Below are 25735 nucleotides of genomic sequence, written 5' to 3' on the forward strand. Positions count from 1 at the left end.
ATACACCCCGCGCCTGGTGGCGAGGGCGGCTTGGTCGAGAGCCGGAGCAAAGCAGCATGGACCTGCCGTTATCTCCTGGAATCTCCCGTGACAGCGCTGGCGTCGTCCGTTATCCGGTTAAGCCATGGACAGCGTTGTGACCCCGACCCCTTCTGTCGCCGACGACCGTTTCGATACCGCGAGGATCACGGCGGCGGTCGACGCGCTCGCCGCAAAGCATTCCGGCCGCGAGGACGTTTTCCGCACCAGTGTGGCGCAACTGCTGAAGGCCGAGATGGTCGAGGCGCGCGCGGTGGCACAGGCGGTGCTGCTGAAGGATCGTCACGGACGGCGCTGCGCCGAACGGCTGTGCTTCGTCCAGGACGAGATCATCCGCATCCTGTATTCCGCGGCTACCCGCCATCTCTATCGCTCACAGGTGCCCACCGGCGCCGAGCGCATGGCAGTCGTCGCCACCGGCGGCTATGGCCGCGGGCTGATGGCGCCGGAATCCGACATCGATCTGCTGTTCATCCTGCCCTACAAGCAGACCGCCTGGGGCGAGCAGGTCGCCGAGGCCATTCTGTATTGCCTGTGGGACATGGGATTGAAGGTCGGCCACGCCACCCGTTCGGTCGACGAATCGATCCGGCAGGCGCGCGGCGACATGACGATCCGCACCGCCATACTCGAGACCCGGTTCTTGACCGGGGACCAGCCGCTCTACGATGAACTGGTGGAGCGGTTCGACAAGGAAGTGGTGCAGGGCACCGCGGCCGAATTCGTCACCGCCAAGCTGGCCGAACGTGAGGAGCGGCACCGCCGCGCCGGCCAGTCGCGCTATCTGGTCGAGCCCAACGTCAAGGACGGCAAGGGCGGATTGCGCGACCTGCATACGCTGTTCTGGATCGCGAAATATGTCTACCGCGTGCGCGAGGTCAACGAACTGGTCGAACGCGGCGTGTTCGACGCCCAGGAATACCGCACCTTCCGCCGCTGCGCCGACTTTCTTTGGTCGGTACGCTGCAACATCCATTTCTTCTCGGGCCGCGCCGAGGAGCGGCTGTCGTTCGACATGCAGCGCGAAATCGCGATCCGCCTCGGCTATACCTCGCATCCCGGCATGCAGGATGTCGAACGCTTCATGAAGCACTACTTCCTGGTCGCCAAGGACGTCGGCGATCTCACCGCGATCCTGTGCGCCAAGCTGGAAGACCAGCAGGCCAAACCGGCGCCGGTGCTGAGCCGCGTGATGGCGCGCCTGCGGCCTTCCAACCACCGCCGGCGGGTGCCCGAGAGCGACGATTTCATCATCGACAACAACCGCATCAATCTCGCTGCGCCCGACGTCTTCAAGCACGACCCCGTCAACCTGATCCGGATCTTCCGGCTGGCGCAGAAGAACAATCTCGCCTTCCACCCGGATGCCATGCGCACGGTGACGCGGTCGCTGAAGCTCATCAACACGCCGCTGCGCGAAAATCCCGAAGCCAACCGGCTGTTCATGGAGATCCTGACGTCGAACGACGCGGAAATCGTGCTGCGGCGCATGAACGAGACCGGCGTACTCGGTCATTTCATCCGCGCCTTCGGCAAGATCGTGTCGATGATGCAGTTCAACATGTATCACCACTACACGGTCGACGAGCATCTGTTGCGCTGCGTCGGTTACCTGCAGGACATCGAGCGCGGCGGCAACGACGAGTTCACCGTCGCCAGCGACCTGATGCGCAAGATTCAACCCGAGCACCGCGCGGTGATCTACATCACCACGCTGCTGCACGACATCGCCAAGGGCCGTCCCGAGGATCATTCGAACGCCGGGGCCAAGGTGGCGCGGCGGCTGTGCCCGAGGCTCGGCTTCAGCGCCGCCGATACCGAACTGATCGCCTGGCTGATCGAGCAGCACCTGACGATGTCCACGGTGGCGCAGTCGCGCGACCTCTCCGACCGCAAGACCATCGAGAACTTCGCGGCCGTGGTGCAGTCGGTCGAACAGATGAAGCTGTTGACCATCCTGACCACCGCCGACATCCGGGGCGTCGGCCCCGGCGTCTGGAACGGCTGGAAGGCGCAGCTGTTGCGCACGCTGTATTATGAAACCGAGCCGGTGCTGACCGGCGGCTTCTCCGAGGTCAATCGCGCACAGCGTATAGAGATGGCGCAACGGGAGTTTCGCGCGGCCTTCACCGAATGGCCGGAGGAGGAACTCAACGCCTATATCGGGCGGCACTATCCCGCCTACTGGCTCAAGGTCGAACTGGCGCGCAAGATCCGCCATGCCCGCTTCCTGCGTGCCAGCGAACAAGCCGGTCACAAGCTGGCGATCAATGTCGGCTTCGACGAGGCGCGCGGCGTCACCGAACTGACCATTCTCGCCACCGACCATCCCTGGCTATTGTCGATCATCGCCGGCGCCTGCGCCTCGGCGGGCGCCAACATCGTCGACGCGCAGATCTACACCACCACCGACGGCCGCGCGCTCGACACCATCGCGATATCGAGGGAATACGACCGCGACGAGGACGAGGGCCGGCGCGCGACCCGGATCGGCGAGATGATCGAGGACGTACTCGAAGGCAAATTGCGCCTGCCCGAAGTGGTGGCGCGCCGCGCCGCCGGACGCAAGGTGCGCCCCTTCGTGGTCGAGCCGGAAGTCACCCTCAACAACCAGTGGTCGGACCGCTACACCGTGATCGAGGTGTCCGGCCTCGACCGGCCGGGCCTGTTGTATCAACTGACGACCGCGATTTCGAAGCTCAACCTCAACATCGCCTCGGCCCATGTCGCGACCTTCGGCGAACGCGCCCGCGACGTGTTCTACGTCACCGACCTGCTCGGCGCGCAGATCACCGCGCCGACGCGGCAGGCCGCGATCAAGAGCGCGCTGATCCACCTGCTCTCCAGCGAAGACGCGGTCGCCAAGCCCGCGGCGTAAGACGAATCCCCATCTACGGAGAGGCGCCGAGCACCACGCCTTCGTGCTCGAGCAGCCAGCGCTTGCGCTCGATGCCGCCGCCATATTTGACCAGCGCACCATTGGCTCCGATCAGACGATGACAGGGCACGACGACGCTGAGGGGATTGGCGCCGTTGGCGTGCCCGAGCGCGCGCACCGCCCTGGGCATGCCGAGTTTCGCCGCCAGCTCTCCGTAGCTCATGGTGGCGCCGGGCGGAATTTCGGGCAACGCGTTCCAGACCTTGCGCTGGAACGGGGTGCCGGCGACGCGCCAGTGGATTTCATTCAGACGAGCGAGGTCACCCTTGAAATAGCCTGCCAGCGCGGCCCTGGTCTCGGCAGGCGCCCGCGCCGCTTTCAGCACCACCGTCCCGTATTGCCGCCGCAGCAATGCCTTCATGCGCGGCTCGTGATCTTCCCAGTCGAGCGCGCGCAGAACCCCGTCGGCGTCGCTGACCAGCAACGCCGTTCCGATCGGCGTTCGCAACCGGTCGAGGCCGAAGATTTCGGGTGGCTTTGCGCGCATGGACTCCTCTCGCGGGTCTCGGGCGCCATCATTCCGGGCTGACGCAGCGATGGACCGTCGCATCTTTCATGACGAGCGTGTTAGCGTCCACCCGAAACCCGCGGTGGGTTGTTCGGGGGAGGCAACATGATCTTTATCGCCAATCTGCTGGTGGCGCTGGTCGCCGCGCTGCACGTCTATTTTCTGATCCTGGAGATGTTTCTCTGGCAGAAGCCGCTGGGCCTGAAGACGTTTCGGAATTCACCGGAGAAGGCGGCCGATTCCGCCGTGCTCGCCGCCAATCAGGGGCTGTACAACGGCTTCCTCGCCGCGGGACTTGCCTGGGGCCTGCTTCACGGCGCTCCGGCCTTCGCGTTCCAGATCAAGGTGTTCTTTCTGCTTTGCGTGATCGTGGCCGGCGCCTACGGCGCGGCTACCGTCAGCCGCCGGATCTTGTATGTGCAGGCGGCCCCCGCCGCGGTCGCATTGATCCTGCTCTGGCTGGCGTAAGTTCGTCCGCCTGCAGCCAGCATTGGCGATCGGCGGCCTTTCGGGGCCGCCGTTCGGTTTCTTGAGGTGTTACTTCGGAATTTCGCCGAAACTCTTTCCGACCGGCAGCACCGCGTGCCTGATCAGGCGCGAATCCTCGACCGCCGCCTGCCGGTGTTTCACCGCCTCCCGGTAGACCGGATCGCGAATCATCTCTGCGAAGGCGGCAACGCTGGGGTATTCGGCGATGAAGCAGTGGTCCCAGCGCTCGTCCGCCGGCCCGATCAGCATCAATTCGAACCGGCCCTGCCACACGATCCGGCCGCCCAGCCGTTCGAACACCGGCCCGCTTTCCCGGCCATAGGCCGCATAGGCTTCCGCGCCGGTGGCCTGGCGGCCGTCGGGATAGGCCGCCCGTTCCCGCAGCCGGACCAGGTTCAGCATGTGAATCGGACCCGGGCGATCATTGGCCCTGAACTGCGCAAATACTTCCTTGGTCGGATCGATATGGCCCATGCAGCTTCCCTTTTCGCTTGGCACTGGCCCACTTTTACCACGCGCCGCCGCACCTCCTAATCCCGCGTTAATCTTTGCGTAACCGGCCCTTAAATTCCGGCCGTTAGCGTGCGGCGGGACCGGTGCGAGCGGCGTTGGCGTATGGCGTGGGGACGAAAAAAGAGCGGCGGACGCAAGGAGCCGCAATTCGGGCTCGCCGCGGCGCTGTCTGAACTGCGCCTCAGCCCGCAGGATCGCGTCGCCCCCGACGACGACAAGCCGAAGAAGCCGTCTTCCAAACGCAAGGCCGCCGATGCCGGCGACGAGGCTCCGCGCGAGCGCAAGGCGCGGCCCGGCCGGGGCAGCGGCAAGCGCAAATCGAAGGCCCGTGCGCGCGGCGGCATCTCGCGCCTGTTCTACTGGGGGGCGGTGCTCGGCCTGTGGGCTTTCATCGCGGCGGTCGGCGTCGTCGTATGGGTCGGCGCACATCTGCCCGCGATCCAGTCGCTTGAAATTCCGAAGCGGCCGCCGACCATCCAGATTGTCGGCTTCGACGGCAGCGTGCTGGCGACGCGCGGCGAAATGGCCGGCACCAATGTCGCGCTGAAGGATCTGCCGCCCTATCTGCCGAAGGCCTTCATCGCCATCGAGGACCGCCGGTTCTATTCGCATTACGGCGTCGACCCGGTCGGCATCGCGCGCGCGGCGGTGGCGAACGTCATGCATCGCGGCGTCTCGCAGGGCGGCTCGACCTTGACCCAGCAGCTCGCCAAGAACCTGTTCCTGACGCAGGAACGCACGCTGCAGCGCAAATTGCAGGAGGTCGAACTCGCGCTCTGGCTGGAGCGCAAGCATTCCAAATCGGAAATTCTCGAGCTCTATCTCAACCGGGTCTATTTCGGCTCTGGCGCCTATGGCGTGGAGGCGGCCGCGCAGCGCTATTTCGGCAAATCCGCCAGGAACGTCACGCTGGCGGAAGCCGCGATGCTGGCGGGACTGGTCAAGTCGCCGTCGCGGCTGGCTCCGAACCGCAATCCGGAGGGCGCCGAGAAGCGCGCCCAGACCGTGCTGGCGGCGATGGCGGACGCCAAATTCATCACCGATGCGCAGGCGCAGGCCTCGATCGGGCAACCCTCCTACAACGTGAAGGCGGCAGGGGCCGGCACCATCAATTATGTGGCGGACTGGATCGGCGAAGTGCTCGACGATCTGATCGGCCAGATCGACCAGAACATCGTGGTCGAAACCTCGATCGACCCGAAGCTGCAAAGCGTCGCCGAAGCCGCCATCATCGACGAGCTGGCGGCAAAGAGCGTGAAGTTCAATGTCAGCCAGGGCGCGCTGGTGGCGATGACGCCGGATGGCGCGGTGCGCGCCATGGTGGGGGGGCGCAATTACGCCGAGAGCCAGTATAATCGCGCGGTCACCGCCAAGCGCCAGCCGGGCTCGGCCTTCAAGCCCTTCGTCTATCTCACCGCGATCGAGGCCGGACTGACGCCGGAGACGATCCGGCAGGATGCGCCGCTCGACGTCAAGGGCTGGAGGCCCGAGAACTATACCCACGAATATTTTGGTTCCGTGACCCTGACGCAGGCGCTGGCGATGTCGCTCAATACCGTCGCGGTGCGGCTCGGCCTCGAAGTCGGGGCCAGGAATGTGGTGCGCACCGCGCACCGGCTCGGCATTTCCTCGAAGCTCGACGCCAATGCCTCGATTGCGCTCGGCACCTCGGTCGTCTCGCTGACTGAACTGGTCGGCGCCTATGCGCCGTTTGCCAATGGCGGCCAAGGGACGACACCGCATGTCGTGACCAGGATCCGCACCTCCGAAGGCAAGGTCCTGTACGTGCGGCCCGCCGATCAGCTCGGCCAGGCGATCGAACCGCGCCATGTCGCGATGATGAACACGATGATGCGGGAGACCTTGCTGAGCGGCACCGCGCGCAAGGCGGAAATCCCGGGCTGGACCGCGGCCGGCAAGACCGGCACCAGCCAGGATTTCCGCGACGCCTGGTTCATCGGCTACACCGCCAATCTCGTGACCGGCGTCTGGCTCGGCAATGACGACAATTCACCGACCAGGAAGGCAACCGGCGGCGGCTTGCCGGTCGAGGTCTGGACCCGCTTCATGCGCGCGGCCCATCAGGGCGTGCCGGTCGCTGGCTTGCCGAACTCGCGCCAGGCCGGCTTCCTCTCCAACCTGATGCAGACGGCCTCACAGGTCAGCGCGCCTTCCGCGCCATCCGGACCGACTCCTTTCGCGCAAGCCCCGGTTCCGCTGGCGCCGGTTCCGTCCAGTGGCGGCTATCGACCGCCGCCGACGCGCACGTCGGCGCCGCCAGCGCCGAACACGCGCCCGGAAGCGGCGGCAGGACTTGACGGCTGGCTGGTGGATCGGCTGTTCGGCGGCAACCGCTAGAGCCAAACCGGTTAAGAAGGAACCCGCGTTCAGGGCAATGATAACGACCCCGCAGGCGGGACCCTAACGCGAGAGCCTCGACGAACGGTTCAATATGACCTTGCGCGAGGCGAAGCGGGTAGAGCCCGACGGTAAGCCGGCGCGCCAATATATGCCCAATCGATGCAACTAGCGGGATAACGCGTGGCCCCGGATGAAATTCGCTTCGATTTGTGCGATTACGTAACGTGAGTTCGTTAGCTCGGAGGCGACACTGGCTGACCTACATCTACTCTCAAAGGAAGTCCCGATAGAACGCCACGTCCTTTTCCTTCACGGACTCCGGTGGCGGAAGAAACGCCCTCTTTGGATGTCGGGCGGACAGCCACCTGAGAAGTGGCCGCTCTGGCTTTCTGACGAGATTGAAAACCTCGCCATCTGGAGCGCGGAGTACGATGCCGCGCCTTCAAACTGGTTGGGGCACGGCATGTCGCGAGCGGACCGCGCGAATAATCTACTCGCGCGGTTGCTCGCCGAACCGCGTCTTGAGACGGGTGATATTGCGTTCGTCGTTCACAGTTTTGGTGGGCTGGTGTTTGCGCAGATGCTGCGCATTGCAAGCGAAAGGGCAGAATTCGACGCGAAGGCCGGAAGCTTCCTAAAGCGAATTAGTCGCGTCACATTCCTGGGTACTCCGCATCGTGGCGCAGATTTGGCAACGATCGGTGGCAAGCTCAGTTTTGTTTCACGTCTTTCTGCTGCCTCGCTCGGCCTTGCACGCAATGATCCCGATCTGCGAGACTTAAACGAATTCTTCCGTCAATATGTATCCCGAAACGGTATTGATACACAAAGCCTGATAGAGGGGCGTTCCACCTCGATCTGGGGATTAGTGGTTAAGCCCGACAGTGCCGGCGATGGAACATTATCCATCCCAATAGTGGTTGATGCGGATCACTTTGAGCTGACCGCTCCGACTTCCCGCCAATCCGAAATCTACATCCACATCCGCAACCAATTGAAGAAGCCGATTGGGCATCGAAGAACCTTGGTTGCCGATGCCAATCTCCTTGAGGGCATCGCTCAGAATTCTGCCGCTAGTGCTGCGACGCTTACTCGGATTGAGGAGAAGCTCTCTTCAACAAGTCAAACAGCGCATCAAAAGCCGCTAATCCCCAGCTATCTTGTGGACGGCGAAACGATCAAGCGGATTACCCGGCTTCGTCAAATGCGTTTCTTCGAAGGCTCGACGCATCTGGAGGATGCTGAACGGCTGGCGAGCGAGCTTCTTAGTGGAGAGCTAGTCGGTACTTCGGTCCAGGTGAAAGCTGATGCCTTAGCATGGTGCGCCAGGCTATTGTCTGCAAAGACAGACAGATCAGATGCGCAACGGCTTCTTGGCGAAGCGAAACGACTGTTGTCGACGGAGGCCGTCGCCATCGCCGGAGCGCTTCTTCTCTCATATGAGGGCAACGAGCCCGAGGCATTGAAGCGATTAGCGGAGATCAATTCGAACGACGCGCGCGCCGCCTCTTTGATCATAGTCATAAACTCCAAAGGCGGGCGCGACCCGCTCAAGTGGTTCGACGATGCCGGGCTTTCGATTGGGTCCATCGCTCCCGACGGGAAGTTCTTCTTGTTGAAGCGTCTGATCGATGCTGGCGCATGGGAAGGCGCCCTGAAGACGGCAGAGGCGTTGACGGACAACGATTTCAGAGAGGCGCCGGTTCTCGCTTACGTAGCCGCGAGCGCACGACTTGCGTCGACCGCACCAACCGAGCTGAAGGCCTTCGTAGCTTTCCAGCCTCCATTTGAGGTTAGCCCGATACCGTTGGACGACACGGCTGCTTCGATGGAGCAGCGCCGGAAGGCACGCGAGTTGTTTGAGCGTGCAGCAGAAGCAGCAGCAGGGTTGGGTCTGTTGCGCACCAGCCGCGATGCTGCTGATCGCGCGCTTTGGATCGCGTTGCGCGACCCTACTACAAGAGGAGCGGCACTAGGACAATTGGAACGCAGCATGCGGGACCCAGCCGAGCAGTTGCGGAGGCTTCCGCTCGCGCTGGAATTTGGGCTGAAGCTAGATCTACAAGCGGTCGAAAGAGAGATTGATCGGCAGGACGCTCTATCAGACGGCAATTCGGATGTAGCTGTTGCGCGCATAAGTATTGCGTTGACCAAGGGCTCTCCGAAAGAAGGCGCTGACTACATCGCGAAGTATCGCGACCGTCTGATCAAGCATCTTAATCCATCATTCGTCTACTCGATGGAGATTGAACTACTTGCTCGCTCGGGGCAGGCGGATTTGGCAGAGCAAAAAATCGTGGAGTGGCCCAATGGTGAAGCTTCTGAGTCCGAGCGTGACCGCTTACGGCGATTAATCGCGGAGGCGCGAGGCGCGAATCCAGTTGAAGCAAGAGAGGTTGAATTCAGAAGAACAGACTCGCTAACCGATCTGGCGAATCTTGTCGAAAGGCTAAACGAGCTGGAGGAATGGGGCCGATTAGCGCCCTATGCGGCGACGTTTTTTGACCGGACCCGCGGATTGTCTGCGTGCCGCATCTACGCTCAAACGATGTTCGAAACGAAAGATTATGAAGGGGTCCTACAATTATTAAACCAGCATCCAGATTTCGTCGCACAGTCCCCCTTTCTTGAAGCAATTCGGGCCTGGTCATTTTACCGGGCCGGCGACATCAACGCCAGTAGACAGGCAATCGAGAAGCTCCGAGCAAGACGCGATGAAGCAAACGACCGAATCTTGTTCGTATCGATCGCGATATCATCCGGAGATTGGACTTCACTCAATTCGTTCATCGAGGAGGAGTGGGCGGCGCGTGAAAAGCGCAGCGCGGTGGAGTTGTTGCAGGCGGGGCAGTTAGCCGTTCATGTGGGGTCGTCAAGGGCGCGGGAACTCATTTTCGAGGCGGCATCTCGGGCGCCCGATGATCCGGCTGTCCTCACGGGTTGTTATGGAGCAGCCATCAGTTCGGGTTGGGAAAGCGACGAAACTGCTCGATGGCTTGAGCGAGCCGCCGATCTGTCAGGTGATGACGGTCCGGTTCAGCGTTTTTCACTTAAGCAGATGCTTGATCTCGACCCGGATTGGCAGCAACGCGAGAAGCGCACGTGGGAACAGCTGAATGCTGGAGATATTCCTATCTTTGCGGCGGGACACCTACTACGTCGTAGTGTCTTCCAAATTTATCTAATTCCAGCAATCGCGAACAGCGAAGCGACTGATCCAAGGCGACGTTCAGTAGTCTATGCCTATAGCGGCGCAAGACAGTTCTTCCGTGCGACAGCAAAAAGCGCCGTACTTGATCCCACGACAATTATATCATTGGCCGTTACGGGTGCACTCGACAAAGCATTCAATTGGTTCGACAAGATCGTTATTCCCCATGCGACGCTAGGATGGTTGTTCGAAGAAAAGCAAAAGCTGCAATTTCATCAACCAAGGAAGATCGTTGAAGCTCGCGAAATCAAGTCGCTGCTCGAGTCTGGACATATTGTTCGATTTGAGGGAACCGCCGTCGTTGACCGAGAACTTGCGTCGGAAGTTGGCGATGATTTAGCCGCCTTCATCGCGGAGGCCATGGTTCCTGCGAATGATGGGCGTCAGCGGGTCGTGGTGAGGCCCTGGCCTGTTCACCGCATTGGCTCACTCATGGAGGAAGAAGCCGATCTGACCGCTTACTCCGGACACTTGTCCGGCTGTCTGGAACTAGTGGCTGCTTTGGCCCAGCAAGGTCAACTCACTCAGGCGGAAGACCAGCGGGCGCGCGCCTATTTCAAACTTCGGGAGCGACCCTGGCCAACGCCCGTGCAAATTCAGCCCGGCGCGACCCTGTTCTTGGATGAATTGACCGTAACATACTTCCAACACTTGCGGTTGTTAGGAAAGATTAAAGCTGCTGGCTTCACCGCCGTTGCCTCACCCAGCGAATTGCTTCAAGGCGATGCTTTCGTCCGCCATGAGGATCTGACCAACCGCGCGAGTGAATTGCTCGAACAAATTCGTAAAAAGTTAGCTGAGGGGATTTCTTCAGGCAAAGTACAGGTAGCTCCGCAACGCAGTTTGATCGAGGACGACGGCGTAGCGCGGCTTCAACAGCACCCAACATTTGAACTGATGTCCGCGGCTGACATGGCTGATGTTGTCGTAATCGATGACAGGCATTTCAATCAGCATGGAAATATTTCGGGAAGTTTCGGGACGCGGCCGGTGTGGTCGAGCTATGACATCATCTCGTTCATGTCTTCAGATGACAATGAATTTGAAGAGTACGTTACAGCGTTGCGACGCGCTGGATTTGCGTTCGTCCCGCTGCGGGCTGAGGAGCTGTCCGCACTTGTTGCGCGCACCTCAGTATTGAATGGGCGCATGGTCGAGACAGCTGAGCTGAAGGCTATACGAGAAAATCTCCTGCTCGCTCGTATGTCCGAAAGTTTGGCGTGGCCCAAAGAGCAGACTTGGTTAGGCAATACGGCTCTGGCGTTTGCTGCGACAATAAAGGATCAGTGGGTCGATGGTGTCGATGAAGTGGCGGCCCGGGCACGTGCCGCCTGGCTGCTGGAGCAGTTCGATATACGTCACTGGGCTCCGTCTTATGGCGCAGTGGGCGATATTGCGGAGATGAAAACGCGGTATCGTAACCAAGTGCTTTCTTTGGCAATGCAAACTTCAAAGGTAAGCTACGATACCAAGCAAAAGTACTGGAGATGGTACGAAGAAGCGGTGCTCGAACCGCTACGACTGGCTGATCCGGAGTTGTACACCGAGCTGTCTGAGGATGTGAAGTCAATCGTCGAAGATGGATTGCGTCGGGTGGAGGGGCAGAATGGGGCCTAGAGTTCCTCTCAACGAATTAGGAATGATGCTCTTGGGCATGTTTCCGCCGAAGCTGAGAGAAGGGGCGCTTGAAAGCAAAGCGCTTCGCGATAGGCTTTCGCTAAGTCTTGAGGTGGCCCTTCGTTTGGACGCGATAGGCGTCTCGTTTCGACGTTCGATATTGTTCCAAGCTATTCGCCAGATTCTGAACGACCCAGCGTCTCGGGTCGACGTTCCGGATATTGAGGAAGTATCGTGGCAGCTAAAGTTCAATGCCGACAAGCGAGCGTTGGAATTGGTTCGCGAAGAGAAATCACACTCGACGCCTGATTTCACTTGTCTGCATCCCGTTGCAGCGACGCGCCTCGAGTGGTTTGATCGGGAAAACAAGAAGTTCGAACTGCGTGACGATCGAATGAGCGCTTGGCGCCAAACCTTAGAAAGGAGGCCCCTGGACGACGAAGAAGTCGACGAGTTGTTCAAGGAGTATCGGTTGTCGCCGCGCTATGTTTCGAGAAGCATCGAAAACCACCTGCGGCGCAGGTCGGTCGCCATTGATATTCTCGTACCCAACGACATTCGATATTTTGAGCGGCTGGTTGGCCAGCTGGGGGAGTGCCGTGATGTTAAGGAGTTCTACAACAAGGTCGTCACCCTCAGAAATGCCGAGCTTGTTTCAGAGGATCTGGCAAACGGGTTTAGAACCTCGTTCTTGCTGTGCGCGCATCCATTCGGCGCAGGAAGCATTCCATCCGTGGAAGGCAAATCGGAAGAGTTGTCGGCCTTGTTCAAATGGATTCTCTCGAACGGCGATCTTGTATCGCAAGTCGGAGCTATGGAATGGGGCCTGACCAATCTAAATGAGCACCCAGCTCTTGACGAACTCCTTACGAAAATCGCCGAGCGTATCCGAAGCGAGGACGCCAAAGACAGGGAAGGCAGGTTGAGATTGTTTAGTGCTTTGGTCGTGCTCGTCGACGGTGAGCTGGCTGGCACTGGGATATGCCGTAACAGGCCTCCGTTTTGGCGAAGGCTGGCTTCGATTGCCCATGCGGCGATCATTGAAAGAGCAATCCTCGCAACGGGCATGATAACGGCCGACTTCGTTGAGTGGGCTATGGAGAACCGTGGATTTGTCTACTATCTTCAAACCTTCATTGACCTGAGGCGCGAGCCGCGATGGCTACCGGATTTCATTTTCCCGGAGCAGCTCAAACCCGAGTTCGCAGGCCGGATAGTCGCCGCCGCCGCCCAGGCAGCGCTTGAGGCGGGCCCGCTTCGCGATTTGATACTTGGCGACGGAGACAACAGTCTCAGGACTCAAGTGGAATTTCCGGATTCATTCTTTCCCGGCCCGTTGGAGGGGGGAAGTCCGGCTATCCAGTCGATGCCAGAGGACGTGGAGGCAGCTCTAATAAAGAACCTACAGAAGGATGAAATAACGCCCCGATCGTTCGCGACACTCGTCAACTCGGCGCTGGTTTGGAAGCTGGATCAAAAATGGGCTGATCTGGCCGCGGATAGGCTTCGACAAGCCAAGTATCAATTGCGGGACATCACTTCCCAGAACGAGGCGTTCACCTTATTGAGCGGCCTTTCAACGGTTGCTGCGGTCACCCGAAGCAAGCGTCTTGCTGAGGAGACCCGTATTCTGATGCGCGTGATCAAAAGAAAGCCGGGTCTGGAAATCACGATGGAGAACGCGGTGCGCATCTCTTTGATTGCAGCCGCTGCGTACCAAGACCTGGGAGATTGGTGCAAATACGTGGGGGATTGTCTGTCTGAGTTCGCATTCGAAGACATGGCGCCGGACAAGGCTTTGGTTTTGCGTAATCACATCGCCGTTCTCAGATTACTGGAACCGGCTCTTTGGAGAACGAGTTCCCGCGCCGACGCGGCGGTGACTGGTTTATTGGCGGTTGCGCGAACTGATCTGCCGGCGACTCCCTAGACCCGCGACCTAGTCCTGTATCCCGTAGCGATGCAGGTCGTTGCCGTAGGTGTCGAGCCAGCTCTTGGCGCGCTCGACATGGGCGCATTCCCGGGCGACCACCCGCCAGAACCGCGCCGAGTGATTCATCTCGACGAGATGCGCCACCTCGTGGGCGGCGAGATAATCGAGCACGTAGGGCGGCGCCAGGATCAGCCGCCACGAGAACGACAATGAGCCGGCCGAGGTGCACGAACCCCAGCGGCTCGACTGATCGCGGATCGACAGCCGCTTCACCTTCACGCCATAGGCCTCGGCGTAGACCAGCGACGCCTTGTGCAGATCGTTGCGCACTTCGCGCTTCAGGTAATCGTGGACCCGCCGCTCGATATGCTCGGCGCCGCCGGCGACGCAGAGAATCCGCTCGCCGCTTTCGCGGGTTTCCGTCCACACCGTGCCGCGCACGCCGGCGCGATGCACGATCTTGTGCGCGACGCCCCGCAGCGGCACCACGGTTCCCGGAAGAAAGGGTGCGGCCTTCGGCAACCGGCCGAGGCGCGCGGCGATCCAGCCGCCATGACGCTGGGCGAAGTCCTTGGCGTCGGCGATGGTGCCGCGCGGCGGCATGGTGAGGATCGCTTCACGGTCGCTCGGATGGATGCGCAAGGTGTAACGCCGCGCGCGGCGGTGCCGGCGCAGCCTGACCGAGTAGATCTGCGAGCCGTGCTTGACCAGAAGTCGAGAAGGTTCGGCGGGCCGCCGATAAAGGAGGGCGCGAGTGGCCATGTCTGCAAGTCCGGGGATCAGGAGTTCGCCCGGATTCTGCCATATCCGCCGCCAGTGAAATCGCTCGGCGCAAAAACAAATCATTTGCCCAATATACAGGGGCAACCCGCCCTGCCGCCCCTACAGGATGGGCCTGGAACAAATAATTTTGGCTGGAACCGGGTCCGGAGACCGCCTTGAAGGAATGAGACCAAACTCATTCCTTTAACGGGCTGGGAATCCGGGTTTCCTTGCACCAATTCAGAGGGTTACCGATCGCGCCGAATCAGCGCCGCAATCGCCGTTCGAAGCGGGAGCTCTGCCTTGAACCCATTCGTTCGACGCTCATTCGGCGGCGAAGGCCAATTTGGGTTTCACGTTCGCCGCCGAGGTCATGAAATCGGAAATCCGTGGCACGATTTCCGATTTGAAGCGGGAGCCGTTGAACACGCCGTAGTGGCCGACGCCCTTCTGCACGTAATGCACCCGGCGGTGGTCGGGAATCGAACTGCACAGCGCATGCGTCGCTTCGGTTTGCCCGAGACCGGAAATGTCGTCGTTCTCGCCTTCGACCGTCATCAGCGCCACCCGCGTGACCTTCGACGGGTCGACCAGCTTGCCGCGATGGGTCATTTCGCCCTTGGGCAGCGCATGCTTGACGAACACGGTGTCGACGGTCTGCAGATAATACTCCGCGGTCAGATCCATGACGGCGAGATATTCGTCATAGAAATCGCGGTGCTTGTCGGCCATGTCGCCATCGCCCTTCACCAGATCCTTGAACAGGTTCTTGTGGGCGTCCATGTGACGGTCGAAGTTCATGCTGATGAAGCCGTTGAGCTGCAGGAAGCCCGGATAGACGTCGCGCATCACGCCCGGATGCGGAAACGGCACCTTGGTGATGACATGGGCGCGGAACCAGCCGATGCCGCGCTCCTGGGCGAGATTGTTGACCGCGGTCGGATTGCGGCGGGTATCGATCGGGCCGCCCATCAGCGTCATCGACAAGGGAACGAACGGATCGCGTTCGGCTTCCATGACGGAGACCGCCGCCACCACCGGCACCGAGGGCTGGCAGACCGCGATCACGTGCATGTTGCCGCCGAGCAGATGCAGCATCTCGATCACGTAATCGACGTAGTCGTCGAGATCGAAACGCCCCTCCGTCAGCGGCACCATCCGCGCATCGGCCCAGTCGGTGATGTAGACCTCGTGGGTCGGCAGGAATGCCTCGACCGTGCCGCGCAGCAGCGTCGCGTAGTGGCCCGACATCGGCGCCACGATCAGCACCCGCGGCTGGGAGCTGCGCAAGGGGCGGGTCAGCTTGCGATCGAAGTGCAACAGCCGGCAGAACGGCTTTTCCCAGATCGACCGGATTTCGATCGGCGTCCGGATGCCGTTGACCTCGGTGTCGTCGAGACCCCATTCGGGCTTGCCGTAGCGGCGCGTGGTGCGCTCGAACACTTCGCAGCCGGCGGCGATGGATTTGCCGAACTCGGTGTGCGACCACGGATTGAGCGGATTCTGGAACAGAATTTTCGTGGCGTCGGTCACGGCGCGCGCCGGATTCAGCGACGCGTGCGCCATTTCGTACATCCAGTACATCGGCGTTGTCAGCGCCGGACTGCCTTCAGCCACCAGTGGCGGTGCGCCGCCAAACTCACCAATCGGCATGTATTCCTCAAATCCCCTTTTGCATCGCAGCATACTGCATAATGCGTAATTAAGCGTCAATGCACAGATCGGTAGATCTACCCGCCCGGAGGGCCGTAAATCCACGGATTCCGTGGGATAACCCGGCCTTCATTCGCCGCCCTGGAGCAGCGAGCCGTGGCGCCTGGCGCTCTTCAAAAGGGCAAGAAAGATCGCAAATGACGCAATCAGGAGCATAGCGTTGATCGCCAGCGCCGACAGCATCAGGTCGGTCCGGAGCACCTTGTCGATCAACAGCGCCCGCATCCCCTCGAATACATAGGTCGGCGGCAGCGACCAGGCGACATATTGCAGCCAATGCGGCAGCACCGTCACGGGATAGTAAACGCAGGCGAGCGGCATCACCCCGAACATCAGCGTCCAGACGATGCTCTCGGCGCCCAGGCCGTTGCGCAGCACCAGCCCCGAGACGAAAATCCCGAGCGACCAGCTGGTGAATATCAGATTGCAGAAGAAGGCGATCAGCGGCAGCCCGAAGCCGTACAGATTGAAGTCGAAGAAGAACATCGCCAGCAGCGTCATTGGAATGACGCCGATCGCGAGCCGGATCAGGCTCATGACCATCAGCGCGATCAGAAACTCGATCGGCTTCAACGGGCTCATCATCAGGTTGCCGAGATTGCGCGCCCACATCTCCTCGAGAAAGGAGATCGAAAAGCCGAGCTGCCCGCGGAACAGGATGTCCCACAGGATCACCGCGCCGATCAGGGTGCCGCCGGCCTGCGCGAAAAACCCGGCATTCTGCGAGATGTAATTCTGCAGGAAGCCCCAGGTGATGATCTGCAGCGCCGGCCAATAGATCAGTTCCAACAGCCGCGGCCACGACGACAGCAACAGGTACCAGTAGCGCAGGATCATCGCATTGATGCGATGCGGCGCGATGCCGCCGGGCAGGACAAGCTGGCTCACGGCGTGCCCTCCTGAACGCGGCCGCGTGCGACGTCGAGGAACACCTCTTCCAGCGTCGTCCGGTTATAGCGGGCCATGATCTTGTCGGGACTGTCGTCGTCCTCGATGCGGCCGCGCTTCATGATGATGACGCGGTCGCACAATCGCTCCACCTCCAGCATGTTATGCGACGCCAGCAGGATGGTTGCGCCATGGGCCTTGCGGTAGGTCTCGAGATGCCGCCGGATCCAGTCGGCGGTATCGGGATCGAGCGAGGCCGTCGGCTCGTCCAGCAGCAACAGCTCCGGCTGGTTGATCAGCGCCTTGGCCAGCGCCACGCGCGTCTTCTGCCCGGCGGAGAGCTTGCCGTTGGCACGGTCGAGGAAGTCGGAAAGGTCGAGGTCGGCTGCCAGCTTTTCGATGCGCTGGCGCAAATTCTCGACGGCATAGAGGCGGCCGAAGATCGTGAGATTCTGCCGCACCGTGAGCCGCATCGGCATGTCGACATAGGGGCTCTCGAAGTTCATCCGGCCGAGCACCTCGGCGCTCTGGTCGGGCATCGAAGCGCCTAGCACCTGGATGCGCCCCGAGGTCGGCAGCACCAGCCCCATGATCATGGCAATCGTCGTGGTCTTCCCGGCGCCGTTGCCCCCGAGCAGCCCGGTGATGCTGCCGGGCCGGATCCGGAACGATACGTCGTCGATGGCGCGGGTGGTCTTGTAGAGCTTGACCAGGTGCGCGACGTCGATCGCAGCCGATCCTGCCGGATCGGTCGCGGGCAAGCCGGGCAATGCTGCGTCTTCAACGATCATGCGGGGCGTTCATTGGGCCATTGCCGCGGCAAGCGCAAGACGGTGCCGAGCCCTTGGATTGCTGGCCCGACCTTCCCGAACAGCCTGCTGCAACGCCGGCCCGAGGGTCCCTCGAACCAAAATATCGAAAACAACCCCATGCACAGTAAGGAAGACGGTGGCCCGAATGCCAATTTGTGGTCGGGGACCCGCGCGGCTAAACTGCCGGGATGACCGACGTTGCAGCCTCCGATTTCCGCCATCCGCGCCGCCATGTCCGTCTGGATACCATCCTCCGGCTGCGCTGGCTTGCCGCGCTCGGCCAGCTCGCCGCCATTTTCGTCGTGGCGCAGGGGCTCGAATTCGACGTCCCGGTGATTCCCTGCCTCGCCATCGTCGCCCTGTCCGCCGCGCTCAACCTGGTGCTGCAGGTTACCTTCAACCCGATGCAGCGGCTGGAACCGGTCTATGCGGCGGCGCTGCTGGCATTGAACATCGTGGAACTGGCGGGATTGCTGTTTCTGACCGGCGGCCTGCAAAACCCGTTCTCATTTCTGTTTCTGGCGCCGGTCCTGATCTCGGCCACCGCGCTGCCGATCCGGCTGACCATGGCGCTCGGCGTGCTGGCGATGGCCTGCGCCTCCGCGCTGGTGTTCTTCCATCTGCCGCTGCCGTGGGAGGGCGACGAACCGCTGGTGCTGCCGCCGATCTACCTGTTCGGCGTCTGGCTCTCGATCCTGCTCGCGATCGGCGTCACCAGCCTTTATGCGTTCCAGGTCACCGAGGATACCCGCAAGCTTTCCGATGCGCTGGCCGCCACCGAACTGGTGCTGACCCGCGAGCAACACCTCACCCAGCTCGACGGCCTCGCCGCCGCGGCCGCGCACGAACTCGGCACGCCACTGTCGACCATCTTCCTGATCTCGCGCGAGCTGGAAAAAACCGTAACCGGCAACGGCCAGCTCGCCTCCGACCTCAAAACCCTGCGCGAACAGGCACAGCGCTGCCGCGACATCCTGGCCAAGATCACGCAACTGTCCGCGACCGGCGCGCCGTTCGACCGCATGCCGCTGTCGACGCTGATCGAGGAGGTGGTGGCGCCGCACCGCGATTTCGGCGTCGCGATCAAGGTGCGAATTGCGGTGGCGGGCACCCGCGAGCCGGTGGGCAGCCGCAATCCGGCGATCCTTTACGGCGTCGGCAACATCCTGGAAAACGCCGTCGATTTCGCCCGCAAGACCGTGGAAGTGAACGCATGGTGGAATAACGAGACCGTCGAGATCGTGATTTCGGACGACGGCCCGGGGATCGCACCCGACATGCTGAAGCGGATCGGCGAGCCCTATCTGTCGCGGCGGCGCGGCGCGGACGAGAGCGAGCACCACGGCCTCGGTCTCGGGGTTTTCATCGCCCGTACGCTGCTGGAGCGCACCGGCGCCAAGGTCTCCTTCACCAACAGGACGTTTCCCGATCACGGCGCCGTGGTCCAGATCGCCTGGCCGCGCAGCCGGTTCGAGGAAAAGGAAACCGCCGCCGAACCAGCGGCTTAGAGCCACACTCGGCCGCTCAGATGGCTGTTGAATCGACCATTTGCGGCCTTGGCAGCGCCCTGCTGCCACGCCATATGTGGTACGGTCTAACATAGGGATGACAGAGCCTTGAACGCCAGCGCCGAACTGACTGATCAAGCCGACCGCTCGCTCCTGATCGTGGAGGACGACAAGCCGTTTCTGGAGCGGCTGTCGCGCGCCATGGAAACCCGCGGCTTCACCGTGACATCCTGCGACAGCGTGTCCGACGGGTTGGCGCAAATCGGCAAGTCGGCCCCCGCCTTCGCGGTGGTGGATCTGCGGCTCGGCGACGGCAACGGGCTCGACGTGGTGTCCGCGCTGAAGCGCAAGCGCCCGGATGCCCGCGCGATCGTGCTGACCGGTTACGGCAATATCGCCACCGCGGTGACCGCGGTGAAGATGGGCGCGGTGGATTATCTCTCGAAGCCCGCCGACGCCGACGACGTGGTCGCGGCGCTATTGGCGAGCGGCACCGAAAAATCCGAACTGCCGCACAATCCGATGTCGGCGGATCGCGTGCGCTGGGAGCACATCCAGCGCATCTACGAGATGTGCAACCGCAACGTCTCCGAAACGGCGCGGCGGCTCAACATGCATCGCCGCACCCTGCAGCGGATTTTAGCGAAGCGCGCGCCGCGGTGATTCACCCTCCCCTCTGGTGAGGAGCCGCGCAAGCGGCGTCTCGAACCATGCAGGCCCGACAGGGGCCACATCCTTCGAGACGCAGGCTTCGCCTGCTCCTCAGAGCCTGACCGAAAAAGCAGCCAATATTTTCAGGCTCTTTCTGAGCGCTTGAAAATGATTCGCTTTCCGTCATGGCCGGGCTTCGTCCCGGCCATCCACGTCTTACTTGCTTAGACGCAGCCAAGACGTGGATGCCCGGCACGTCTAGCGCGAAGACGCGCTTCGCGCTTTTGGCCGGGCATGACGAGCTTTGCTTGAGAGGCCTATTTCATTGGCTGCTTCTTCGGTCAGACTCTCAGGATGAGGGTCTGGCACTTTAATTCTTTCAGAACTCCCCATGCCCCTGCGGATCGACCAGCCGGTTGATCCGTTGCGCAGCGGCAAGCGCGAACCGCACCGTCATCTGCTTGCGGGTCGGCGCCGGCAACCGGTGCTCCGGCGCCTCGCAATAGAGATGGGCGCCATAGGCGTCGGCGACGATCAGGCCGGTATCGCCGGGGAAAATCTCGTACGGCAGATCCTTCGTGAAGGCGAAGAACAGCCGGTCGCAATGCGCCCGGTAGTCCTGCCATTTCTGGTCGGCGCGCAGATCCTCCACCGACGATTTGATCTCGACGATCCAGATTTCGCCACGCTCGTTCAGCGCCACCAGATCGGCGCGCCGTCCCGACGGCAGCGGCAATTCGCTGATGCAGGCAAATCCCAGCGACCGCAACAGCCGCGCGGTGCCGCGCGCGATCGCCAGCGCCGTCTCCGACTGGCGGCGGTCCGGCGGGGGCACGAGGCTGATCTGGCGGGCGGGCGATTCCATCGCCGGGGAGCCTAACCGATTTCAGGCCGTCCGGCAGCCGGTTCGCTCCAAGTTGTCAGTAGCTCGTGATCTGTCGCCTGTTTGTAGCTCGTGAAGTGTCGTGTTTTTGGTGCCCCGGAACAAAGGGGGCACGATGGGCACGGCATCCATTCACGAGGGTGTACGACGGATGCGGTTTTCGAGTTTGCTGGATCGGACTGAGGCGAAGGAGCTGACGCAGGAGGCGGCGTCTGAGCTTCTGGGGATCAACGTGCGGACGTTCCAACGTTGGGCGGAACGCTTTGAGGCGGAGGGCGATGACGGGCTGGTCGACCGGCGCATGGGCCGGCGATCACCGAGGCGTGCGCCGGAGGAAGAGCTGGAGCGGATGCTGGGGCTGTTCCGGGACAAGTACGCCGATTTCACGGTGAAGCACTTCCACGAGCAGCTGCAAAAGCGACATGGCTATGTGCTGGGCTACACGGTGACGAAGCTGGCCTTGCATGCTGCGGGCTTGGTGCAGAAGGCGCCGAAGCGTTCGGCGCACCGCAAGAAGCGTCCGCGCCGGCCGCTTCGGGGCATGCTGCTTCACCAGGACGGGTCGCGCCACGTCTGGATCGAAGGTCTGCCGGCGATGGACCTGATCGTCACGATGGACGATGCGACGAGCGAGATCTACTCGATGCTGCTGGTCGAGGAAGAAGGGACGGCGTCGACGTTCCGGGCCTTGGGCGAGGTGATTGGCGAGCGTGGTCTGTTCTGCGCGCTCTACACCGATCGCGGCAGCCATTACTTCTACACCCCGAAGGCCGGCGCGAAGGTCTCGAAGACGCAACAAACCCAGGTGGGACGGGCTTTATCGCATCTTGGGATCGAGCATATCGCGGCCTATTCGCCGCAGGCGCGCGGGCGTTCAGAGCGGGTGTTCGGCACGCTGCAGGGCCGGCTGCCGAAGGATCTGCGGCTCGCCGGGATCAGGACGGTCGAGGCCGCCAATGCGTGGTTGAAGGCGCATTACATCGCCGAGCATAATGCGGCGTTTGCGATCGTGGCCGAACAGCAAGGCACGGCGTTCGTAGCCGACCGGCACGAGGCCTGGCGCGAAGCGCTGTGCGTGATCGAAGAGCGAACCGTCGCCAACGACAACACGATCGCATGGAGCGGCCGGCGGCTGCAGTTGCCGGAGAGCCGGCTCAGGCCCCACTTCGTCAAGGCCGTGGTGCGGGTTCACGGGTATCCCGATGGCACCGTGGGCGTGTTCCTTGGCCCGCACCGATTGGCGAGGTTTGCCGCCGATGGACAGCAGATCAGCCCCGACGCGCCTCAGCCTGGCAGCGTGCTCGGAGCCGTCAAGGACAAGCCCTTACGGGCGCGCAAGTGCGCGTCCTTGACCGCTCCTGCGCGCGCCGCCGTCGAGATAGCGCGGGTCGGGGCGGAGAAACGGGCTTCAAGTCAAACAAAGAAACCAACCCGAGGGGCTAACCTGCCACCAATATCCATGGCATGACCAAACCGGCGGAACCGTCCACGCCTTCCGGCTCCTCCGAAACTCAATAACGAAGGCGACAGATCACGAGCTACAAAAATACGACAACTTCACCCGCTACGGACACCGGTTCGCTCCAAGTTCGCTCCAAGTCGGCCGCAAATTTGTACGCGCCCCGCCTTGTTTTCGACCTCACGGGACCGAGAAACCCGGGGAACTTCCGGTTCCAGGGGACGGAACACCGGAGGAGAACATACTCATGAAGCCAGTCATCACCCTGCCCGCGCTCGCATTCGCGTTCGCGCTGGCTGCCCTGCCGCTGTCGGCCGGCCTGTCGAGCGCGGTTGCAAAGCCCACCGTGGAAGTCGCCTTCGTGCTCGACACCACGGGTTCGATGGGCGGCCTGATCGAAGGCGCCAAGCGCAAGATTTGGTCGATTGCGACCGCGATCGTCGATAGCAATCCCGACGCCGACATCCGCATGGGCCTCGTCGCCTATCGCGACATCGGCGACGATTACGTCACCAGGAAATTCGACCTCACCACCGACATCCAGGATCTCTACGCCAACCTGCTGGAGCTGAAGGCGCGCGGCGGCGGCGACTGGGCCGAGAGCGTCAACGAGGCGCTCGACGTCGCCGTCAACAAGCTGCAATGGACGACCAGCGGCGACACCAGGCGGATCGTGTTCCTGGTCGGCGACGCCCCGCCGCACATGGATTACGCCCAGGACACCAAATATCCGACCACGCTGTCGGTGGCGAAACAGAAGGACATCATCGTCAACGCGGTGCTCGCCGGCACCGCGCGCGACACCGAGCGGGTGTGGCGCGACATCGCCCAGAGCGGCAACGGCCGCTTCATTCCGATCCCGCAGGACGGCGGACAGGTGGTGATCATCGAGACGCCCTACGACGACGACATCATCATCCTGCAGAAGGAAATCAACGGCACCGTGATCCCCTACGGTCCGCGCGCCCTGCAGAAGCGCACCGAGGACAAGACCAGGCAGCTATCGCAGGTGGCGGCCGCGGCGCCGGCGCAGGCGAGCGAGATGGCGAGCTATCTCAACAAGCGCGCCAAGGCATCGTCGGAAGCGGTCACCGGCGACGGCGATCTGGTCAGCGACGTCAGCGCCGGCCGCACCAGCTTCTCCGCGATCAAGGACGATGATCTGCCGGCCAACCTGCGCGCGCTGAAGCCGGAGCAGCGCATGGACGAACTCAACAAGCAGATGAGCCAGCGCAAGGCGCTGAACGAAAAACTCGCAGCCCTGGTCGCCAAGCGCGACCGCTTCGTCGCGGAGCAGCGCGACAAGGCGCCGCCGAAGGCATCATCCTTCGACCGCGTCGTCGAGGACACGCTGAGGGCGCAGATCAAGCGGTGATCTGACGAACAATCATTTCAACATCGTCGTCCCCGCGCACGCGGGACCCATACGCCGCGGCCTATCGGTGAGACGCGAGCGTCAGACATCATCCTACTCAACTGACGCCCGGGGTTATGGGTCCCTGCGTACGCAGGGACGACAAGGGGAATCCGCGCCGCTTCCGGAATCGGCTTGGGAATAGCCCCCTGCCGGGTTATCGTGGGGCTGAGGGGGCGGGATGTGACCGAGTTCAGTTTTTTTGCGCGCACTACGGACTTCAGCGTAGCCGAGATTGTCTCAATGACCGGGGCCGAGCCGTGTGAGGGAGCCGACCTTTCGCGCCGGCTGACCGGCATCGCGCCGATCGATCAGGCAGGCGCCGGTGACCTGAGCTTCGTTTCCGAAGCCAAATTCGCCGCTGCGCTGAAGTCGACACGGGCCGGAGCCGTGCTGACGACCGAGCGCTTCGCAAAGCACGCCCCCGATGGCGTTACGGTGTTGCGCCTACGCAAGCCGTATGACGCCTTTGTCGCGATCGCACGCAAGATCTACAGCATCGCGCTGCGCCCGACTTCGACATTCGGCACCGTTGGCGTCTCGCCGGGCGCGATGGTGCATCCGTCGGCGCAGCTGGCGGACAACGTCACGGTCGATCCGTTCGCGGTGATCGGGCCGTCCGCCAGGATCGGAGCCGGCACCTTGATCGGCGCCCACGCCGTGATCGGCCCGGGCGTCCGGATCGGCAATGATTGCGCAATCGGGGCCAACTGCTCGGTCACCCATGCCCATGTCGGCGACCGCGTCATCATCCATCCCGGATGCGATATCGGTCAGGACGGCTTCGGCTACTTGCTGAATCCCGCGGGACATACCAAGGTTCCGCAGATCGGCAGCGTCGTCATTCATGACGACGTCGAGATCGGCTCGGGAACGCGGATCGACCGCGGCGGAATTCGCGACACCGTGATCGGCGAGGGGACCAAGATCGATAACCTTTGCCAGATCGGGCACAACTGCATCGTCGGCCGCCACTGCGTCATCGTCGCCCAGTCCGGCCTCAGCGGCAGCGTGACGCTGGAGGATTTCGTGGTGCTCGGGCCGCGCACCGGCATCATCCCGCACACCACGGTCGGCAAGGGAGCGATAACGGCGGCAAGGTCCACGGTGTACGGAAACGTGCCGGCGGGCGAATTCTGGGGCGGCTTTCCGGCCAAGCCGAAAAAACAATGGCTGCGCGAAGTGGTCGCCCTCGAGCAGCTCGCGGTGCGCGCACGCAGGAAATCCGCGGACCGCCCGGACGAGACCTGACTGCCGCCGCGGACGGTTCAAATTCGAAGGAAAGGGCTCGAATCTTTCGCAATCTTCCCCTTGGCGAGCCGCAAAAAATCGGCATTGTGCGGCGATGACCCAGCAAGCACAGACCAAGGCCAAGGCCGGCGCCATCATCGTCCCGGTGACGCTGTTCGAGCAGAACTGCACGCTGATCTGGTGCGAGGCCACCAGAAAAGCTGCCGTGATCGACCCCGGCGGCGATGTCGATAAAATTCAGGCCGCGATCGAGCAATCGAATGTGACGGTCGAAAAAATCTGGCTGACTCACGGCCATATCGACCATGTCGGCGGCGCCGCCGACCTGCGCGACGCGCTGGGGGTCGAGATCGTCGGGCCGCACATCGCCGACAAGTTCCTGCTCGACAACGTCGTCACCAGCGGCGCACGTTTCGGCATGACCGGCGTGCGCGATTTCGCGCCGGACCGCTGGCTCGATGAAGGCGACCGGGTTTCGATCGGCGAATTGAGCTTCGACATCCTGCATTGCCCGGGCCATTCGCCCGGCAGCGTGGTGTATTTCAGCAAGGAGATGCGCTTTGCGATCGTCGGCGACGTGCTGTTCAACGGCTCGGTCGGGCGCAGCGACATTCCCGGCGGCAACCACGCCACGCTGATCAAGTCGATCACCGGCAAGTTGCTGCCGCTCGGCGACGATGTCGGCTTCATCTGCGGCCATGGCCCGGGCTCGAGCATCGGCCAGGAGCGGATGACCAATCCGTTTCTTACCGGCGAAATGTGAGATTTCGCCAGCCTAAATCGAG

The 25735-nt window shown here is 62.1% G+C and carries 18 protein-coding genes; 11 read left to right on the top strand and 7 right to left on the bottom strand.

Going from position 1 to position 25735, the window contains the following annotated elements:
* The first annotated feature begins 124 nt into the window (after positions 1–124).
* A complete protein-coding gene (locus KMZ29_RS26100) occupies positions 125–2917 on the top strand; it encodes a [protein-PII] uridylyltransferase (RefSeq protein ID WP_215621851.1) in 2793 nt (930 codons plus the stop codon).
* Positions 2918–2930: 13 nt separating this feature from the next.
* Here KMZ29_RS26100 and KMZ29_RS26105 read toward each other — a convergent pair whose 3' ends face one another.
* Entirely contained in the window at positions 2931–3464 is a 534-nt protein-coding gene (locus KMZ29_RS26105; protein ID WP_215621852.1) for a methylated-DNA--[protein]-cysteine S-methyltransferase, read from the bottom strand.
* Positions 3465–3590: 126 nt separating this feature from the next.
* Between KMZ29_RS26105 and KMZ29_RS26110 the strand changes: the two genes are divergently transcribed.
* Entirely contained in the window at positions 3591–3953 is a 363-nt protein-coding gene (locus KMZ29_RS26110; protein ID WP_215621853.1) for a DUF1304 domain-containing protein, read from the top strand.
* Between the two features lie 69 nt (positions 3954–4022).
* On the opposite strand, the gene KMZ29_RS26115 is transcribed toward KMZ29_RS26110, so the two are convergent.
* Complete coding sequence (locus KMZ29_RS26115) at positions 4023–4448, bottom strand: DUF1330 domain-containing protein (protein ID WP_215604064.1); 426 nt, start codon at positions 4446–4448, stop codon at positions 4023–4025.
* A 141-nt stretch (positions 4449–4589) separates the two neighbouring features.
* Between KMZ29_RS26115 and KMZ29_RS26120 the strand changes: the two genes are divergently transcribed.
* The 3 genes from KMZ29_RS26120 (at position 4590) to KMZ29_RS26130 (ending at position 13606) form a co-directional block, all read left to right on the top strand.
* Positions 4590–6845 (top strand): transglycosylase domain-containing protein, encoded by a 2256-nt coding sequence (locus tag KMZ29_RS26120; protein WP_215621854.1) that lies wholly within the window; start codon positions 4590–4592, stop codon positions 6843–6845.
* Between the two features lie 349 nt (positions 6846–7194).
* Positions 7195–11676: an HTH domain-containing protein gene (locus KMZ29_RS26125; protein ID WP_215621855.1), complete on the top strand. Its 4482-nt coding sequence runs from the start codon at positions 7195–7197 to the stop codon at positions 11674–11676.
* Between the two features lie 22 nt (positions 11677–11698).
* Complete coding sequence (locus KMZ29_RS26130; protein ID WP_215621856.1) at positions 11699–13606, top strand: hypothetical protein; 1908 nt, start codon at positions 11699–11701, stop codon at positions 13604–13606.
* A 9-nt stretch (positions 13607–13615) separates the two neighbouring features.
* Here the strand turns inward: KMZ29_RS26130 and KMZ29_RS26135 are convergent, their stop codons facing one another.
* The 4 genes from KMZ29_RS26135 to KMZ29_RS26150 form a co-directional block, all read right to left on the bottom strand.
* A complete protein-coding gene (locus KMZ29_RS26135; protein ID WP_215604066.1) occupies positions 13616–14455 on the bottom strand; it encodes a M48 family metallopeptidase in 840 nt (279 codons plus the stop codon).
* A 240-nt stretch (positions 14456–14695) separates the two neighbouring features.
* A complete protein-coding gene (locus KMZ29_RS26140; protein WP_215621857.1) occupies positions 14696–16024 on the bottom strand; it encodes a polyhydroxyalkanoate depolymerase in 1329 nt (442 codons plus the stop codon).
* A 129-nt stretch (positions 16025–16153) separates the two neighbouring features.
* Positions 16154–16921 carry an ABC transporter permease gene (locus KMZ29_RS26145; protein ID WP_215624422.1) on the bottom strand — a complete coding sequence of 256 codons (768 nt, stop codon included), beginning with the start codon at positions 16919–16921 and terminating at the stop codon, positions 16154–16156.
* Between the two features lie 47 nt (positions 16922–16968).
* Positions 16969–17763, bottom strand: coding sequence for an ABC transporter ATP-binding protein (locus KMZ29_RS26150; RefSeq protein ID WP_215621858.1), 795 nt, complete (start codon positions 17761–17763; stop codon positions 16969–16971).
* 209 nt (positions 17764–17972) lie between these two features.
* Here KMZ29_RS26150 and KMZ29_RS26155 point away from each other — a divergent pair, with 209 nt between their 5' ends.
* Together KMZ29_RS26155 and KMZ29_RS26160 are read left to right on the top strand one after the other, a co-directional pair.
* Positions 17973–19292: an ActS/PrrB/RegB family redox-sensitive histidine kinase gene (locus tag KMZ29_RS26155; protein WP_215621859.1), complete on the top strand. Its 1320-nt coding sequence runs from the start codon at positions 17973–17975 to the stop codon at positions 19290–19292.
* Between the two features lie 108 nt (positions 19293–19400).
* On the top strand, positions 19401–19955 hold the full coding sequence (locus KMZ29_RS26160) for an ActR/PrrA/RegA family redox response regulator transcription factor (protein ID WP_215621860.1): 555 nt from the start codon (positions 19401–19403) through the stop codon (positions 19953–19955).
* A gap of 367 nt (positions 19956–20322) precedes the next feature.
* Here KMZ29_RS26160 and KMZ29_RS26165 read toward each other — a convergent pair whose 3' ends face one another.
* On the bottom strand, positions 20323–20808 hold the full coding sequence (locus tag KMZ29_RS26165; RefSeq protein ID WP_215621861.1) for an MmcB family DNA repair protein: 486 nt from the start codon (positions 20806–20808) through the stop codon (positions 20323–20325).
* A 169-nt stretch (positions 20809–20977) separates the two neighbouring features.
* Here KMZ29_RS26165 and KMZ29_RS26170 point away from each other — a divergent pair, with 169 nt between their 5' ends.
* From KMZ29_RS26170 to KMZ29_RS26185, 4 genes are all read left to right on the top strand, one after another.
* Positions 20978–22294 carry an ISNCY family transposase gene (locus KMZ29_RS26170; protein WP_215620016.1) on the top strand — a complete coding sequence of 439 codons (1317 nt, stop codon included), beginning with the start codon at positions 20978–20980 and terminating at the stop codon, positions 22292–22294.
* A 238-nt stretch (positions 22295–22532) separates the two neighbouring features.
* Positions 22533–23660, top strand: coding sequence for a vWA domain-containing protein (locus KMZ29_RS26175; protein WP_215621862.1), 1128 nt, complete (start codon positions 22533–22535; stop codon positions 23658–23660).
* 282 nt (positions 23661–23942) lie between these two features.
* Positions 23943–24950, top strand: a complete 1008-nt coding sequence (gene lpxD, locus KMZ29_RS26180) for a UDP-3-O-(3-hydroxymyristoyl)glucosamine N-acyltransferase (protein WP_249779792.1) — start codon at positions 23943–23945, stop codon at positions 24948–24950.
* Positions 24951–25044: 94 nt separating this feature from the next.
* A complete protein-coding gene (locus tag KMZ29_RS26185) occupies positions 25045–25713 on the top strand; it encodes an MBL fold metallo-hydrolase (RefSeq protein ID WP_215621864.1) in 669 nt (222 codons plus the stop codon).
* Positions 25714–25735 lie beyond the last annotated feature (22 nt).

The sequence above is a fragment of the Bradyrhizobium sediminis genome (assembly GCF_018736085.1).
Taxonomy (GTDB): Bacteria; Pseudomonadota; Alphaproteobacteria; order Rhizobiales; family Xanthobacteraceae; genus Bradyrhizobium; species Bradyrhizobium sediminis.

Coding starts and splice junctions, on each gene's coding strand:
- KMZ29_RS26100 (WP_215621851.1), top strand. CDS start 125: ATGGACAGCGTTGTGACCCCGACCCCTTCTGTCGCCGACGACCGTTTC.
- KMZ29_RS26105 (WP_215621852.1), bottom strand. CDS start 3,464: ATGCGCGCAAAGCCACCCGAAATCTTCGGCCTCGACCGGTTGCGAACG.
- KMZ29_RS26110 (WP_215621853.1), top strand. CDS start 3,591: ATGATCTTTATCGCCAATCTGCTGGTGGCGCTGGTCGCCGCGCTGCAC.
- KMZ29_RS26115 (WP_215604064.1), bottom strand. CDS start 4,448: ATGGGCCATATCGATCCGACCAAGGAAGTATTTGCGCAGTTCAGGGCC.
- KMZ29_RS26120 (WP_215621854.1), top strand. CDS start 4,590: ATGGCGTGGGGACGAAAAAAGAGCGGCGGACGCAAGGAGCCGCAATTC.
- KMZ29_RS26125 (WP_215621855.1), top strand. CDS start 7,195: ATGTCGGGCGGACAGCCACCTGAGAAGTGGCCGCTCTGGCTTTCTGAC.
- KMZ29_RS26130 (WP_215621856.1), top strand. CDS start 11,699: ATGATGCTCTTGGGCATGTTTCCGCCGAAGCTGAGAGAAGGGGCGCTT.
- KMZ29_RS26135 (WP_215604066.1), bottom strand. CDS start 14,455: ATGATTTGTTTTTGCGCCGAGCGATTTCACTGGCGGCGGATATGGCAG.
- KMZ29_RS26140 (WP_215621857.1), bottom strand. CDS start 16,024: ATGCCGATTGGTGAGTTTGGCGGCGCACCGCCACTGGTGGCTGAAGGC.
- KMZ29_RS26145 (WP_215624422.1), bottom strand. CDS start 16,921: ATGATCCTGCGCTACTGGTACCTGTTGCTGTCGTCGTGGCCGCGGCTG.
- KMZ29_RS26150 (WP_215621858.1), bottom strand. CDS start 17,763: ATGATCGTTGAAGACGCAGCATTGCCCGGCTTGCCCGCGACCGATCCG.
- KMZ29_RS26155 (WP_215621859.1), top strand. CDS start 17,973: ATGACCGACGTTGCAGCCTCCGATTTCCGCCATCCGCGCCGCCATGTC.
- KMZ29_RS26165 (WP_215621861.1), bottom strand. CDS start 20,808: ATGGAATCGCCCGCCCGCCAGATCAGCCTCGTGCCCCCGCCGGACCGC.
- KMZ29_RS26170 (WP_215620016.1), top strand. CDS start 20,978: ATGCGGTTTTCGAGTTTGCTGGATCGGACTGAGGCGAAGGAGCTGACG.
- KMZ29_RS26175 (WP_215621862.1), top strand. CDS start 22,533: ATGAAGCCAGTCATCACCCTGCCCGCGCTCGCATTCGCGTTCGCGCTG.
- lpxD (WP_249779792.1), top strand. CDS start 23,943: ATGACCGGGGCCGAGCCGTGTGAGGGAGCCGACCTTTCGCGCCGGCTG.
- KMZ29_RS26185 (WP_215621864.1), top strand. CDS start 25,045: ATGACCCAGCAAGCACAGACCAAGGCCAAGGCCGGCGCCATCATCGTC.